16 protein-coding genes are annotated in these 15,244 nt (G+C 36.4%); 11 read left to right on the top strand and 5 right to left on the bottom strand.

Annotated features, from left to right (window positions below; genetic code table 11):
• The first annotated feature begins 15 nt into the window (after positions 1–15).
• The 9 genes from paaB to B9T31_RS02615 all read left to right on the top strand — a co-directional run bounded on the left by paaB (position 16) and on the right by B9T31_RS02615 (position 7,941).
• Positions 16–306, top strand: a complete 291-nt coding sequence (paaB, locus tag B9T31_RS02655) for a 1,2-phenylacetyl-CoA epoxidase subunit PaaB (protein ID WP_086180427.1) — start codon at positions 16–18, stop codon at positions 304–306.
• A gap of 17 nt (positions 307–323) precedes the next feature.
• Positions 324–1,079 carry a 1,2-phenylacetyl-CoA epoxidase subunit PaaC gene (gene paaC / locus B9T31_RS02650; RefSeq protein WP_086180426.1) on the top strand — a complete coding sequence of 252 codons (756 nt, stop codon included), beginning with the start codon at positions 324–326 and terminating at the stop codon, positions 1,077–1,079.
• 28 nt (positions 1,080–1,107) lie between these two features.
• On the top strand, positions 1,108–1,608 hold the full coding sequence (gene paaD / locus B9T31_RS02645) for a 1,2-phenylacetyl-CoA epoxidase subunit PaaD (RefSeq protein WP_086180425.1): 501 nt from the start codon (positions 1,108–1,110) through the stop codon (positions 1,606–1,608).
• 51 nt (positions 1,609–1,659) lie between these two features.
• Positions 1,660–2,718 (top strand): 1,2-phenylacetyl-CoA epoxidase subunit PaaE, encoded by a 1,059-nt coding sequence (gene paaE, locus B9T31_RS02640; protein ID WP_086180424.1) that lies wholly within the window; start codon positions 1,660–1,662, stop codon positions 2,716–2,718.
• Between the two features lie 47 nt (positions 2,719–2,765).
• Positions 2,766–3,557, top strand: coding sequence for a 2-(1,2-epoxy-1,2-dihydrophenyl)acetyl-CoA isomerase PaaG (gene paaG / locus B9T31_RS02635; protein WP_086180423.1), 792 nt, complete (start codon positions 2,766–2,768; stop codon positions 3,555–3,557).
• A gap of 180 nt (positions 3,558–3,737) precedes the next feature.
• A complete protein-coding gene (gene pcaF, locus B9T31_RS02630) occupies positions 3,738–4,949 on the top strand; it encodes a 3-oxoadipyl-CoA thiolase (protein ID WP_086180422.1) in 1,212 nt (403 codons plus the stop codon).
• A gap of 59 nt (positions 4,950–5,008) precedes the next feature.
• Positions 5,009–6,301: a phenylacetate--CoA ligase PaaK gene (gene paaK / locus B9T31_RS02625; protein ID WP_086180421.1), complete on the top strand. Its 1,293-nt coding sequence runs from the start codon at positions 5,009–5,011 to the stop codon at positions 6,299–6,301.
• Between the two features lie 64 nt (positions 6,302–6,365).
• Positions 6,366–7,316: a phenylacetic acid degradation operon negative regulatory protein PaaX gene (gene paaX / locus B9T31_RS02620; protein WP_086180420.1), complete on the top strand. Its 951-nt coding sequence runs from the start codon at positions 6,366–6,368 to the stop codon at positions 7,314–7,316.
• Between the two features lie 22 nt (positions 7,317–7,338).
• Positions 7,339–7,941, top strand: coding sequence for a gamma carbonic anhydrase family protein (locus tag B9T31_RS02615; RefSeq protein ID WP_086180419.1), 603 nt, complete (start codon positions 7,339–7,341; stop codon positions 7,939–7,941).
• 143 nt (positions 7,942–8,084) lie between these two features.
• On the opposite strand, the gene B9T31_RS02610 is transcribed toward B9T31_RS02615, so the two are convergent.
• From B9T31_RS02610 to B9T31_RS02600, 3 genes are read right to left on the bottom strand one after another with little or no spacing between them, the layout of a single operon-like run.
• Positions 8,085–9,389: an MFS transporter gene (locus B9T31_RS02610; RefSeq protein WP_086180418.1), complete on the bottom strand. Its 1,305-nt coding sequence runs from the start codon at positions 9,387–9,389 to the stop codon at positions 8,085–8,087.
• 12 nt (positions 9,390–9,401) lie between these two features.
• Positions 9,402–10,745, bottom strand: coding sequence for an amidase (locus B9T31_RS02605; RefSeq protein WP_086180417.1), 1,344 nt, complete (start codon positions 10,743–10,745; stop codon positions 9,402–9,404).
• A 4-nt stretch (positions 10,746–10,749) separates the two neighbouring features.
• Complete coding sequence (locus tag B9T31_RS02600) at positions 10,750–11,427, bottom strand: DUF2848 domain-containing protein (protein ID WP_086180416.1); 678 nt, start codon at positions 11,425–11,427, stop codon at positions 10,750–10,752.
• Positions 11,428–11,608: 181 nt separating this feature from the next.
• Between B9T31_RS02600 and B9T31_RS02595 the strand changes: the two genes are divergently transcribed.
• Complete coding sequence (locus B9T31_RS02595; RefSeq protein ID WP_086180415.1) at positions 11,609–12,283, top strand: GntR family transcriptional regulator; 675 nt, start codon at positions 11,609–11,611, stop codon at positions 12,281–12,283.
• Between the two features lie 68 nt (positions 12,284–12,351).
• Here B9T31_RS02595 and B9T31_RS02590 read toward each other — a convergent pair whose 3' ends face one another.
• Together B9T31_RS02590 and hpaA are read right to left on the bottom strand one after the other, a co-directional pair.
• Positions 12,352–13,539, bottom strand: a complete 1,188-nt coding sequence (locus tag B9T31_RS02590) for a Bcr/CflA family multidrug efflux MFS transporter (protein WP_086180414.1) — start codon at positions 13,537–13,539, stop codon at positions 12,352–12,354.
• Positions 13,539–14,435, bottom strand: a complete 897-nt coding sequence (hpaA, locus tag B9T31_RS02585; protein WP_086180413.1) for a 4-hydroxyphenylacetate catabolism regulatory protein HpaA — start codon at positions 14,433–14,435, stop codon at positions 13,539–13,541. The genes B9T31_RS02590 and hpaA overlap by 1 nt, the downstream gene beginning before the upstream one ends.
• A gap of 149 nt (positions 14,436–14,584) precedes the next feature.
• Between hpaA and B9T31_RS02580 the strand changes: the two genes are divergently transcribed.
• Complete coding sequence (locus tag B9T31_RS02580) at positions 14,585–15,244, top strand: fumarylacetoacetate hydrolase family protein (RefSeq protein ID WP_086180412.1); 660 nt, start codon at positions 14,585–14,587, stop codon at positions 15,242–15,244.

Here is a 15,244-nt window from a genome sequence, read left to right as displayed (position 1 = left end):
AAGGGAGATAGCATTATGGATAGCAAGAAAAATTGGTCATTATATGAAATTTTTATTCGCAGTAAACAAGGCTTAAGCCATCGGCATGTCGGTAGTTTGCGTGCACCTGACGATGAAATTGCCTTACAAAATGCACGTGACGTTTATACACGTCGTAATGAAGGTATTAGTATTTGGGTGGTTAAATCGGAATTAATTACTTCTTCTCAACCTGATGAAAAAGCAGAATTTTTTGACCCATCATTAGACAAAGTATATCGTCATCCAACGTTTTATCATATTCCAGATGGCATTGAGCACATGTAATTTAAGGAATGAATATTATGAGTAATCAAGCATTAGTACAATTCCTATTACACGTGGGTGATAGCCAGTTAATTTTGTCACATCGTTTATCTGAGTGGTGTGGTCATGCTCCTGAATTAGAGCTTGATATCGCATTGTCTAACATTGGCTTAGATTTATTGGGACAGGCACGTACAGCATTAAGTTTGGCTGGTGAAATTGAAGGTTTAGGACGTGATGAAGATAAGTTAGCTTATTTTCGTACGGAACGGGAGTATCGTAACTTATTGTTATGTGAACAACCGAATGGTGATTTTGGACAGACGATTGTACGTCAATGGTTGATGGATCATTATCATGCTTTACTTTTTGCGGCATTAAGTAATAGTAAGAATGCGCAGATTTCATCATTTGCAATCAAAACATTAAAAGAAATTAATTACCATTTACGTTTTTCTACAGCATGGATGGAACGCTTAAGTTTAGGAACTGCTGAAGCACATGAAAAAATTCAGCAAGGTTTGAATCAATTGTGGCGTTTTACAGATGAACTTTATGCACTTACTGCTGAAGAACAACAGTTAGTCGAAGAGGGAATTATTCCGAATATTGAAATACTGAAAGTGAAGTGGTTGGAGAATATTCAAGTCGAAGTTGAACGTTTTGCTTTAACTCTTCCACAAGAAGGTGCATATCGTAGCGGTGCTAAAAAAGGATTGCATACTGAACACCTTGGTTATGTTTTAGCAGAACTACAATATATACAAAGGTCTTATCCAAACATGACTTGGTAATTCTGTCATATCACAGGGAGTGAGTTGTATGAATTTGATTCGACATGTTACAGATGAATGTTGGGATGTACTAACGCAGATCTCTGATCCAGAAATACCTGTTTTATCTGTGATTGATTTGGGCATGATTCGCGGTGTGGAATTGAATGCCCAAGATGAAATTGTGGTTCGACTCACACCGACTTATAGCGGATGTCCAGCTACAGATTTACTCAAAGCAGAAATAACACAAGCCTTTGAAGCTCAAGGTTTAACACCAGTCAATGTTGTGGTCGATCTTTCAGAAGTTTGGACGACTGATTGGATGAGTGATGAAGGGAAACAAAAATTGCAGCAGTATGGTATTGCACCGCCACAAGGTGAGTCGCACAACTGTGGTACCCATGTGGCTTTAACCGATGGTATTGAATGCCCACGTTGTCATAGCCTACAAACCAAATTATTAAGTGAATTTAGTTCAACAGCATGTAAAGCCTTATATAGATGCCAAGACTGCTTAGAACCTTTCGACTATTTTAAATGCATTTAATGTATGAATACACAAATGCAAACATAGTTGAAAAGAGAGAGGGATTTTAACATGAGCCAATTTGTACCATTAACGATTAAAGCAATTCAGCCACAAACTGAGCAAGCCATTTGTATTTCTTTTGATCTTGCACCAGAACAAACAGCAGCATTTCAGTATCAACCAGGTCAACATCTGACGATTCGTCATTTTAATGAGGGTGCTGAATTACGTCGCTGTTATTCGATCTGTAGTGATGTACAAGAAGATATGAGTATTGCCATTAAAAAAATTGACCAAGGTCAGTTTTCAACATGGGCAAATGAGCATTTAAAAGCTGGGGATGTATTAGAAGTTATGCCTCCACAAGGAGTGTTTTTTCAAAAAGCAGCCAAAGTCGGTGGTCAGAATTATTTAGGTTTTGCAGCAGGTAGTGGTATTACACCGATATTATCGATTGTGAAATCTGTATTAAATCGTCAATTAGAATCAAGTTTTATTTTGGTTTATGGAAATCGTTCTTGGAAACAAACTATGTTTTCAGAACAAATTATGGATTTGAAAGATCAGTTTAAAGAACGTTTGCAGCTAATTAATATTTTTTCACGTGAATTTAATGACAGTGAAATTTTTAATGGGCGAATCGATGCAGAAAAATTACAGCAACTTTTTCAAGCTGAATTAATTGATGCAAATATTGATCATTGTTTTGCATGTGGTCCTGAAGAAATGATGGAAGCTGTAGAAACAATATTGCCAACCTTTGGGATCAATAGAAGTAAAATTCACACTGAACGTTTTAACACGGGCACAGTTTCTAAAGTAACCGCTCAGCAGATTGAACGCAGAAGTGAAGAAAAAGTTAATATTATTCTTGATGGCCGTGAATTATTAATTGAAGTGTCTAAACAAGATGACAGTATTTTAGATGCAGCCTTACGTGCAGGTGCAGATTTACCCTATGCATGTAAAGGTGGCGTTTGTGCAACTTGTAAATGCAAGGTATTAGAAGGTCAAGTTGAAATGGCAATTAACTATAGTCTAGAACCTGAAGAAATTGAAAAAGGTTATGTACTAAGTTGTCAAGCACGTCCAACCACAGCGAATGTTCGTCTAAGTTTTGATGAATAATGATTGATTAAGTGCAAGTTAGGAACAGCAGAATTTAGAGGTATGTAATGGATTATCAAACGATCATTGTTGAAGAAAAAAATGCAGTCGGTTATTTAACATTTAATCGTCCGAAACAACTGAATAGCTTTAATGAAACGATGCATCAAGAAGTTTCTCAAGTGATGAATGCTTGGCATAAAAATGAAGCCATTCGTTCAGTGGTGATTTCAGCAGAAGGTCGTGGTTTTTGTGCGGGTCAAGATTTAAATGACCGTGTGGTTGATCCAAATGCAGATGCACCAGATTTAGGTGTGTCGATTGAGAAATATTATAATCCATTAATCAAATTAATTACAGAAATGCCAAAACCTGTAATTTGCGCTGTTAATGGTGTTGCTGCAGGTGCAGGTGCCAATATTGCATTGGCTTGTGATATTGTCATTGCAGCACAATCTGCTTCATTTATTCAAGCCTTTTGTCGTTTAGGCTTGGTTCCAGATTCAGGTGGTACTTGGTTTTTACCTCGTTTGGTGGGGCGTGCTCAAGCAATGGGGTTAGCGTTGCTTGGAGATAAAATTTCAGCAGAACGAGCGGTACAACTGGGGATGATTTGGCAAGTTGTTAATGATGAACAACTCAAAGCAGAGGCAGAAAAAGTTGCTGAACATCTCGCAAAGCAACCAACTTACGGTTTATCTTTAATTAAGAAAGCAATAAACGCTTCGGCACATAATACTTTAGATGAGCAATTGCTTTTAGAACGTGATTTACAACGTTTAGCTGGTCGTTCAAGTGATTACAAAGAGGGCGTACAAGCATTTATGCAAAAACGCTCCCCAGAATATAAAGGATGTTAAGCCAAGAATTAAGAGAGATGAAGGGTAGGATCGTTAAAATTAATCCATTATTTTTCAAACAATGATTAATGAATACGTGAATACTAATATTAATTCTGGTGATAAATTCAGTATATATTTTGCTAGATAGGGCAAAGTCAGCACAACGCGTTGGATTATGCTGATGAAAGGAAATGGAACATGGAACAAGTTTATATTTTTGATGCAATACGAACACCTATTGGACGTTATGCGGGCGGACTAAGTAGCATTCGTGCCGATGATTTGGCGGCTCTGCCAATTCAATATCTTAAAGATCAACATCCTACATTGCCATGGGCTGAATTGGATGAAGTTATTTTAGGCTGTGCCAATCAGGCTGGTGAAGATAATCGTAATGTTGCACGCATGGCATCATTATTGGCGGGTTTACCAGATTCAGTGCCAGCCATTACCGTTAATCGCCTATGTGCTTCAGGTTTAGATGCAGTAAGTTTAGCGTCTCGCACGATTAAATCTGGAGAGGCAGAATTTATTTTGGCAGGTGGTGTTGAGTCGATGAGTCGAGCACCTTTTGTACAGTCTAAACCAACTTCTGCATTTAGTCGTACGCCTGAGATCTTTGATACAACAATTGGTTGGCGTTTTATTAATCCAAAATTTAAAGTGGCTTTTGGCGTGGATAGCATGCCTGAAACAGCTGAAAATGTTGCTGAAAAATATCAAATTAGCCGTGAAGATCAAGATTTATTTGCATACCGGAGTCAACAAAAAACAGCGATTGCACAGAAAAAAGGTATTTTTTCTGAAGAAATTTTGCCTATTGAAATTAAAGATCGGAAAAAAAATACAATCATCATTTCACAAGATGAGCATCCAAGAGCAGAGACAAGTTTGGAGGCTTTAGGTCTTTTAAAAGCACCATTTCGTAAAGATGGAGGCTCGGTCACAGCGGGTAATGCATCGGGCATAAATGATGGTGCAGCTTGTATTTTATTGGGAAATCAAAATTTTGCTGATCAGTATGGATTAAAGCCTTTGGCAAAAGTATTGGCGAGTGTAAGTGCTGGTGTTGAAGCTAAATATATGGGAATAGGTCCAGTACCTGCAATACAAAAAATCCTTAAACAAACGGGTCTAACATTAGATCAAATTGATGTCATTGAATTAAACGAAGCATTTGCTGCTCAGTCGTTGGCAGTCATGCGCGAGTTGGGGTTAAACGACAATGATGAGCGAGTGAATCCTAATGGTGGCGCAATTGCTTTAGGGCATCCACTTGGAATGAGTGGTACTCGCTTGGTCATCACAGCAGTAAAGGAGTTGAAGCGCCGTAATGGAAAATATGCACTGTGTACGATGTGTGTAGGTGTAGGGCAAGGCGTCGCGTTAATTCTAGAAAATGTAGATTAAAGGAAACATCCAAACAGGAATAAATGAGCAGTTAGGACAGCTGCTTGGGGAGAAGGAATATGAATAACAATGCAATGGAAAAAATTGAGACGGTATCCGTAGATGAACTTCGTAGCGTTCAATTGGAGCGGATGAAAAAAACACTACAACATGCATATCAGAATAGCCCTGTTTATAAAAAGAAATTTGATGAAGCTGGGGTTCATCCTGATGATTTTTATACTTTAGATGATTTGGCAAAATTTCCATTTACCACCAAAAAGGATTTGCGTGATAATTATCCATTTGGCATGTTTGCTGTTCCACAAGAGCAGATCGTACGTGTACATGCCTCATCGGGAACAACAGGACAGCCAACGGTTGTTGGTTATACGCAAAATGATATTAATATTTGGTCTGATGTTGTGGCAAGATCACTACGTGCCGCGGGTTTAAGTCATAAAGATACCATTCAAGTTTCTTATGGATATGGCTTATTTACTGGTGGACTAGGTGCTCATTATGGCGTAGAACGTTTAGGTGCAACAGTGATTCCAATGTCAGGTGGTCAAACAGATCGTCAAGCACAATTGATTCATGACTTTAAGCCAACTGCAATTATGGTGACACCATCTTATTGTTTGAATATCATTGAAGCATTGGAAAAAAAGTTCGGCACAGCAAAAAACTGTTCAATTAAAACAGGTGTTTTTGGAGCTGAACCTTGGACCAATGAAATGCGTAAAGAAATTGAAGACCGTTTAGGGATTGATGCCTTAGATATTTATGGTTTATCTGAAGTGATGGGACCAGGTGTCGCTATGGAATGTCTTGAGACAAAAGATGGACCAACTATTTGGGAAGATCACTTTTATCCTGAAATCATTCATCCTGAAACTGGTGAAGTATTACCAGATGGAGAGTTAGGAGAGTTGGTTTTCACTACAATTACTAAAGAAGGGATGCCGGTTATTCGTTATCGTACACGTGATTTAACGCGTTTATTGCCAGGAACAGCACGTACGATGCGTCGTATGGATAAGATTGTTGGTCGTAGTGATGATATGATGATTATTCGTGGCGTTAATGTATTCCCTTCTCAAATTGAAGAACAAATTTTACATATTCCTCAATTGGAACCGAATTATCAGATTCAAATTTGCAAAGAAGGTCATTTAGACACATTGCATATTCGAGCTGAAATGCGTAAAGATATCAGTCAAGTATTGGCACCACAGCTTGAAGCGCAGTTAAAAAGTCAAATTAAGACCATGGTTGGAATTTCAGTACAGGTTGAAGTTTTACCAGAAGGTAGTTTGCCTCGCTCCGAGGGTAAAGCACAGCGGGTTTTTGATATTCGAAAATCGGCATAGTTCAAATAGGAAAACAGGTCGACTGACCTGTTTTTCTTCGTACACAAGGTTATAGATAAGCAAAATGAATCCAAAACTAAAACAGGTCATTGATGATTTTATTCAAAATGAAGCTTTAAGTGGCACTTCTTTGATTATGACCATCTTTGGTGATTGTATTTTTCATCGTGGTGGCATTATTAGTTTAGCGAGTTTAATTCAACTCATGGACAATTTTGGTTTCAATGAGCGTTCCGTTCGTACAGCTGTATTTCGCCTTGTTCAAAATGGTTGGTTGGTATCGGAGAAAATAGGTCGAACCAGTTATTATCGAGTGACAGAAAGTAGCCGTAAACGTTTCATTATGGCAGATCAAAAAATTTATAGTTTTGTTCATCATGAATGGGATCAGAAATGGGATTTGGTTTTACTCAGTTCAGTTGAATTAGATAACAAAGCAATATTGAAAAAAGAACTGGAATGGCTTGGGTTTGCAAATATAGCAACCAATGTAATGGGCTATCCTGGGTGTGATCATCAGAAATTACAAAATTTGTTGTTAAATTTAAAAATGACAGATCAAGTGGTCGTATTTAAAGCTGAAGCATTGCAATTGTGGCAAGAGTCTTACCCTACAGTGAAACGTATGGTTGAAACCAATTGGCCGATTCAAGAATTACATCAGCGTTATGAAAAATTTATTACAGATTTTAGAGAGTTTTTAAATTTAGTTGAAAGTGAAGATGAATTAGATTCGATTCAAGCATTTCAAATTCGTATTCTGTTGATTCACCAATATCGTCGTATTTTATTAAAAGATCCAAATTTACCATTTGAGTTGTTACCTGCGAATTGGTTATCTCTAAATGCTCGAAATTTAAGTAGTAATCTTTATCAGTCTATTGTGGCCGCTGGCGAAGCATTCTTTATGGAAGTTGCTCGCACATCTGAGGGTTCTATGCCACCTGCACATCCTCAATTTTACAAGCGTTTTGGTGGTCTCAAGCAAGATGAATTGAGTTATTCAGTGTCTTAAAATGTATTTAAAGGATTAAAGAATGCCGTGTTATGCCATCGATGGGGTTATTCCCGTTGTTCATCCCAAAGCTTATGTTCATCCCACTGCTGTTCTGATTGGAGATGTTGTGATTGAAGAGGGCGTATATATTGGCCCTTTTGCAGCATTACGTGCAGATTTTGGTGGAATACATGTCCATAAAAATGCAAATGTACAAGATTCCTGTATCATTCATGGTTTTCCAAATTATGTAACGGTAATTGAAGAATATGGTCATATTGGACATGGCGCAATTTTACATGGTTGCCGTATCCGTAAAAACGTATTAATTGGCATGAATAGCGTTATTTTAGATGAATCAGAGATTGGTGAAAATACGATTATTGGTGCAAACAGTACGGTTAAAGCAAAAGCACAAATTCCAGCAAACGTTTTGGCTTTAGGAAGTCCAGCCAGAGTTATTCGGACGTTGGGAGAAAAAGAAATTGCATGGAAATCGCAGGGCACTCAACAATACATCACACTGACAGACCGTTGTATTCAGACGATGTATGAAGTCCAGCCGTTGATAGAAATAACACCTGAAAGATTAACGCATTTAAACTTTAGAGTAGATCATGAACCAAAGCATTCGGTTGAATAGTTCATTGAATCGAAATATTTAAATTAAAACTACGTCAATGATTGTTTTTTAGTCTTAAATTTTAGTTCAAATAATTACTATATTTTTTTATGAAAGTTTAAATTATCTCATCTTGAATAAGATGAGATAATTTACAGATATTATTAATTTTTTGACATGGTTTTAAGAACTAAAATACATGCCAAAATTTCTAGAACAGCAACAAAATATAATCCACCAGATAAACTGTTTGTTGATGTTTTGATAAAGCCGATCATGTATGGCGCAACAAAACCAGCTAAATTTCCAATCGAGTTAATTAAAGCGATACCACCTGCCGCTGCTGTACCTGCCAAAAACATCGTTGGAATAGACCAAAATACAGGGAATGCCGCCAAAATACCTGCAGATGCAAAGGTTAATGAAATCATTGCTAAATAGATATTATCCATAAAGAAGCCTGTTGCAAACAAACCAATTCCAGCACATAAGGTTGCAACAGCGCAGTGTATACGACGCTCGCCCGTTTTATCGGAATGATAGCCATTCCAAATCATGGCAATGGTACCTGCAATAAATGGAATTGCAGAAATTAAACCAATGGTTAAGTTATTGCTAATTCCTAACGCCTGCACAATGGATGGTGACCAAAAAGCAATCGTTGCATTTCCACTGACAATACAAAAGTAGATTGCAGTACAGACCCAAACTTTTTTGTTTGAAAATAACTGTTTTAATGTACTATGTTTTGTTGGATCATTCGCTTCATTTTGCAACGTTTGGACGATAAATTTCTGTTCAGGGAGTGTCAAAAATTTAGCTGTTTTTGGAGAAGCAGGAAGGTACTTTAATACAAAGAAACCTGCAATGACTGAAGGAATCCCTTCAAGAATAAACAACCATTGCCAGTTCGCATGCCCTCCAATTCCACCGACCATTTTGTCCATAATTAAACCTGCAATAGGTCCACCAATCACCCCTGCAATCGCAAAGGAAGTCATGAACAAACCATTAATTTTTGCACGTTGTTTAGACGGAAACCAGTAGGTTAGATATAAAACAACACCTGGGAAAAAACCTGCCTCAAAAACACCTAATAAAAAGCGCAGTACATAAAACATGAACTCGGAATTAACATAGGCCATTGCAATGGAAGTTAAACCCCACAAAATGGTAATACGTGCTAAAGTAACGCGAGCTCCTACTTTTTCAAGTAAAAGATTACTTGGTAATTCAAATAAAAAGTAACCAATAAAAAATATCCCAGCACCTAAGCCATAAACAGCTTCACTAAACTGTAAATCGCTTAACATTGCCAATTTAGCAAAGCCAACATTAATTCGATCGATCCATGCCAGAACGAATAAGAAAATTAAAAATGGAATAAGTCGCCAAGTGACTTTACGAAAGATTTTCTTTTGTTCGTCAAGACTAAATTCAGGCTGTTGTAATGATTCTTCCTTAATCATTGGGATATCCTCTTAATGTGTTTCAGTGTTGATTAAGGTTTCAATCAAACAAGAAATATTTAAAATATGTTGATCTTGCCCATGTAAACCAGCAATAGATAAGCCAACTGGAAGTTGACCAGCCTGATGACAAGGTAGACTTAAAGCGCATCCATCAATAAAATTGATGACAGTGGTATTACGTAGCACAATTGCATTGGTTTTGAAGAATAAATCATCATCATTTTGCAATGGTTCTAGTAAAGGTGGGGTAATTGCAACTGTTGGGTAAATCCAGGCATCAAAAGAAGCTAATTTTTCAGAAACTGCATCAATTAATGCTTGGCGTTGTTTTTGAATGAGCAAATAATCAGCAGCACTAATATGTTGACCACGACTAATTCGCTGTGCTACACGTTGATCGTATTGTGCATATTTTTGCGGATCATTGAGTAAATCACGGTGGATATACCATGCTTCTGCTGCGGTCAAACCGCCTGCATGATTTATTTCTGGAATTTGATATAACTCAGATAGATTTACTTTCTCAAAAACAATACCGTGATTTTCTAAGTGCTTTAAGGTGGCATGATATGCTTGTAGAACCTCTGGTTCTGCATCATCTAATACATAGTCATCGGTAATAGCAATTTTAAGTTGCTTCGGTTGCAACGCAGTTTTATGAAATTTTTGTTCTGAAAGAATTTCATCAAGGATAATATTATCTTCAACAGTATGGGTAATTGTACCAACAGTATCGTATGAAAATGACAGGGGAAATGCGCCATCTGTTGAGATTCGACCAGAACTTGGCTTAAAACCGACTAAGCCACAAAATGCAGCAGGAATTCTTAGTGAACCGCCTGTATCTGAGCCTAATGCTGCGACCGAATGTCCTAATGCAACAGAAACAGCCCCCCCTGACGTTGAACCGCCAGCAATACGGGTAAATTGATCGGCATAGGTTGGCGTTCCATAGTGTGGATTAAGTCCTAAACCTGAAAATGCAAACTCACTCATGTTGGTGCGCCCGAATAAAACCGCACCAGCATTTCTCAGTTTTAGAACTGCGCTTGCATCTTGTGTTGCGCTGTCTTGACGAGACAATACTTTTGATGCTGAGCTATTCACTTGACCTTGTACATCGTACAAATCTTTAATCGAAATGGTCAATCCTGCAATAGGCGAAGCAATATAACCACTTTCACGAATTAAATCTGCTGCTTTTGCAGCGGCTAAAGCCCCTTGAGTATCAAGTGAAATATATGCTGTTCCACCTTGCGCTTGATATTCTATCGCCTGATCAATGGCTTGTTGAGTGAGTTCCTCAGCGCCATGTTTAGATTGGGAAATTAAGCGTTGTAACTCTTTAATCATAAACTTATTCCACCATATCTAAGGTTGTTACAGTGTAGTGATGTGACAAAGTACGATTTAAAATTGGGTCATGCAATTCAAGAGTAAATTCATCACCATGTGCAATTTGAGTTAATACGGCTTGTGTGCCACAAAACATGGCATGATTTTTTGGAAATTCTTGTGTATGAGTTAATTTTTGAATTAAATCTGGAAGGTTCAGTAAGTTTTGAGTTGAACCTTGTTGATATAATTCTTTTTCGCCATTGATAATACGGTAGCTACGCATAATTAAATCATCCCAATGATTTTGTACATCACTGTATAGCCATGCATCGGAAGATAACGGTTTTGCACAAACTTGCTTAGAAACAGCCACATTATAGCTTTCGACTTTACGATCAGTATGATCTGAACCAATTGCAATTAATAATCCATAATCACTATTGATAAGAACACATTCAACTTCGCCAGAAGAGTTCTGTTCAATCACTTGTATATTATTTTCAGTCGTTAATAAGTCAGTAGAAACTTGATAGAAGCAAGGAACAGAATTCGGTCGTTTTACGCCTAACTCTTCAAGTTCTTTGATATGTTCTTCAATTGCTTCAATATTTCGTCCTGCCCAACCAGCAATAATTAATCGTTCAACATTAATTTCAACAGTATTTTGGGAGATGAGGTTCAGTTGAATAGAAGGCATTTAATATTCCTTTATTTAAATCAATGAATTAAACAAACTTATTGAATTAAAGATAATGCAAAACAGGTTAGTTTAATTTTGTTAAATTACAGTGAAATTTCACTATAATTTAAGTTTAAAGATTTTAAAACCTTTTTTTTGTGTAAAATAGTCGTATATCCAAAGTAGAGAATTTATTCACATGGTCGAAACTCAAACAAGCAAGATTCAAAACAACGAGAAACGCCGTGTTGTCTCATTGAACGAAACTGCCTATTTGCGTTTTAGACAAGCGCTGACCACTTTGCGTTATAAGCCTGGGGAATATTTAAATACAGCCCAAGTTATGGAAGATTTAGAGATGGGGAGAACCCCAATTAATCAAGCAATTCACAAACTTGCTGGGGAAGGCTTATTACAAATTATTCCAAGAAAAGGTGTGATGGTTTCACCTTTATCTATTGATGATGCTTTAAAGTTAATTGAGGTTCGTTTAGCAAATGAGTTGTTATGTTTGCAACTGGTGTGTAAAAAAATCACCAAACAGGAATTGGACTCATTGAAGGTATTGCATGAAAAAGTTATTAAAGCCAGTCAAGAATTCAATACACTTGAAATGATGATTCTAGACCGACAATTTCATGAACGATTATCTGAAATTAGTGACAATAAATGGTTGGCAGATATTTTGAGTGTGATTCATGCACAGGCACAGCGTTTTTGGGCTTCAACTTTGTCGAGTGAATCTCATATGAGAGAAGTCGTTGATGAACATCAAGCAATTATTTCTGCATTAGAAAAAAGAGATTTAAGTGAAGTAGAACAAGCTGCTTCTCACCATATTTTGTCATTCAAACAATCTTTAATGCAGATTTAGATTAGATATTTAATGCGGGGGCTTATAAAATTTAAGCCCTTTGCTTTTTAAAAAGTGCGCTATATTGTTTAATCTTGAGTGTTATGGCGTGTAAAATATAAGCTAAATAAGCATAAACATCCACATAAGCAAATAACCAGACTCATTGCAGCAGGATGATTGTGGTTAAATAAAAGACTAACGCAGAAGCTCATTAATGCACCAATTGCAAACTGAATTGCAACGGATAAACCAGCAGTTGTTCCAGCTTGAGATGGAAGAATTTTCAATAAACTTGCCATCGTGTTTGCACCAATTGAACCTGTAACACCCACATAAGCTGCTAAACCTAAAATAAGCCAAAATGGTGAAGCAAAATTTAAAGAAGAAATGATTGCTAAATAAATACCAGAAATACAGGAAATACTGGCCATTATTTTTAATAATTTTAATGCAGAGAAATATTTTAATGCACGCGAATTTATACTGGTAAAAATGATAATTGAACACAAATTAAAGGCAAATAAGTAAGCATATTCGGTTGGACTAAAACCATAAAACTCGATAAAAATAAAGGATGATGCCGTGATATAAGCAAACATTCCACCAAAAGAAAAACTATTTGATAATATAAATCCCCAAGCAGCTTTATTTTTTAAGACTATTTTATAGTTGTCGAGAATACTATTTGATGGACCATTTCTAACAGGGGTTTGAATTGCTGCTTTACTCCAGACTAAACACAGTATTGCATATAGAAATAGAAAGATAAAAATCCCATTCCAATGAAAATAATCCGCAATTAAAGCACCGAACATGGGTGCCAGTAAGGTTGCAGAAATTGTCATAATTTGCATGAGGGATAAAATTTTAGGAATTTCTGCATTACTGAATAAATCACGGACTAATGCCCGAGATAGTACAGAAGCACTTGCACCGCCAATAGCTTGAAGTAAACGGAAAAATTGTAAGTGCTCAATTTGACTGGAAAATATACAACCAAGCGTAGCGATAATATAAATAACAATCCCGATGAGGAGAAGTTTTTTTCGACCAAATCGATCAGATAATGGACCGTAAATGAGCATGCCCACACTAAAACCGACTAAAAATAAAGTAATCGTTTTTTGTACTTCATTGACCGAGGTTTGTAAATCTTGTGCAATTAAGGGCAAACTTGGTAAATACATATCAATAGATAAGGGTCCAAATGCGACTAATGCACTAAGTAAAATAATAATGAATCGAGAGGCTTTCTGTTCTGGTTTTACAAGCATTACATTTTTACCATATTAAAATGAGCGCTACGATAATCGGATGGCCGAATGCCAGCATAACGTGTAAAGAATCGACTGAAATACGCTGGGTCTTTAAAGCCAAGTTGATAGCAAACGGTATTGATTGTTGCATCAGAAAAAATAAGTAAACGTTTAGCTTCTTGCATTTGCCGATCAAAAATTAGTTTTTTAGATGAAATATCAGCAACACGGCGGCAGATATCATTCAGCCGAGTTTCTGTTACATTCAGTGTATTGGCATATGTATTCAAAGGCCAATGTTCTAAAAAATGATTTTCAATCAGTTCATTAAATGAACGAAAAATAGCTAAATCACCACTGCAGTGATGAATGTTCGATGAGGTTACATCACCTAAACGAATCATTTGAATAAAAATTAAAGAAACGAGATTTTTTAAAGCAATTTGACTATTTTTTTTATTCGATTGAAACTCTTTTTGTAAATCATTGAAATATCCTTCGAGTTGGAACAGATCATCAAGATTTTCTTGTTTGAGTCGATCTAAAGAAATACAGAAAGGAATAATATTTTGAACTTTTAAATCCACTTGTAGTAAAGGCCAAATTAAGTTTTGTTGAACAGTTAAAACATGTCCTTCACACATTGGGTCTGTAATAAAAGCATGGGCAACAGATGGTGGGGTTAGGAAACAAACAGGGGCTTTGCACACATATTTCACATCATCTAAAAAAATTCGAATAGATCCTTTGGTAAAAAAATGGATTTGGAAAAAACCATCATGACGATGTGCAGGCATATTAACACCAAAAAAATCTGCTAATTTTCCCTGAGCATCATAATGAATTTCTGAATTCATATAACGCTGATCATAAACTTCACCTAATTTAATATTAGGTATTTGTATTTGATTCATACCTTCTAGTCCATGAAAAAGTATTATTTTTAACTTTATAACAAAAAACGCTTGAAAAAAGTTAATATGTTAACTATAAAGTTAATATATTAACTAATTCTAAAATTGTCCAGTCATACATAGATTAGATGAAATGAAGAGAACACAGAATGAATACGTTAAAAAAGATATATATGGATGGTAATATTTTTGGTATAGCATTGAATTATAAATGCTTATATGAAAGTTTACAGTCACAGTTTTATGAAAAACCATATGTTCATGTACCGAAAAAACCAGTTTTATTTATTAAAACTCCCAATACACGTAATACCTCTGGAAATGTTGTCGTTAAGAAAAAAAATGATATTTTGCAAGCAGGGCCAAGTTTAGGTGTGATTATTGGAAAAAGTACAAGTCGAGTGTCCGCAAATGAAGCGATGGCACATATCGCAGGTTTTGTTGTGGTCAATGAGTTTAGCTTGCCCGAGGAGAGTTATTATCGCCCAGCAATAAAAGCCAAGTGCCAAGATGGATTTTGTGTTTTAGGTGTGCCTGTTGCAAAAGATGATGTGACCAATTTAAATCATTTGTCATTACGTGTATTTGTAAATGGCGTTTTAAAACAAGAAGGTTCAACAGCGAATTGGATACGCACGCCTGAACAAATAATCGAAGAAATTTCAGAATATATGCCCTTAAATGAAGGGGATATTATTTTAACTGGAACGCCATTGGGACGTGTTGCTGTTCAAGCTGGAGATGAAGTTTCTATTGAGATTGATCAGCTAGGATCAGTGACCAGTCTAATTCAGGAAGAAGGGAATTAA

It is taken from the genome of Acinetobacter sp. ANC 4558, assembly GCF_002135375.1.
GTDB lineage: Bacteria > Pseudomonadota > Gammaproteobacteria > Pseudomonadales > Moraxellaceae > Acinetobacter.
This window is presented reverse-complemented; position numbering and strand designations above follow the sequence as displayed.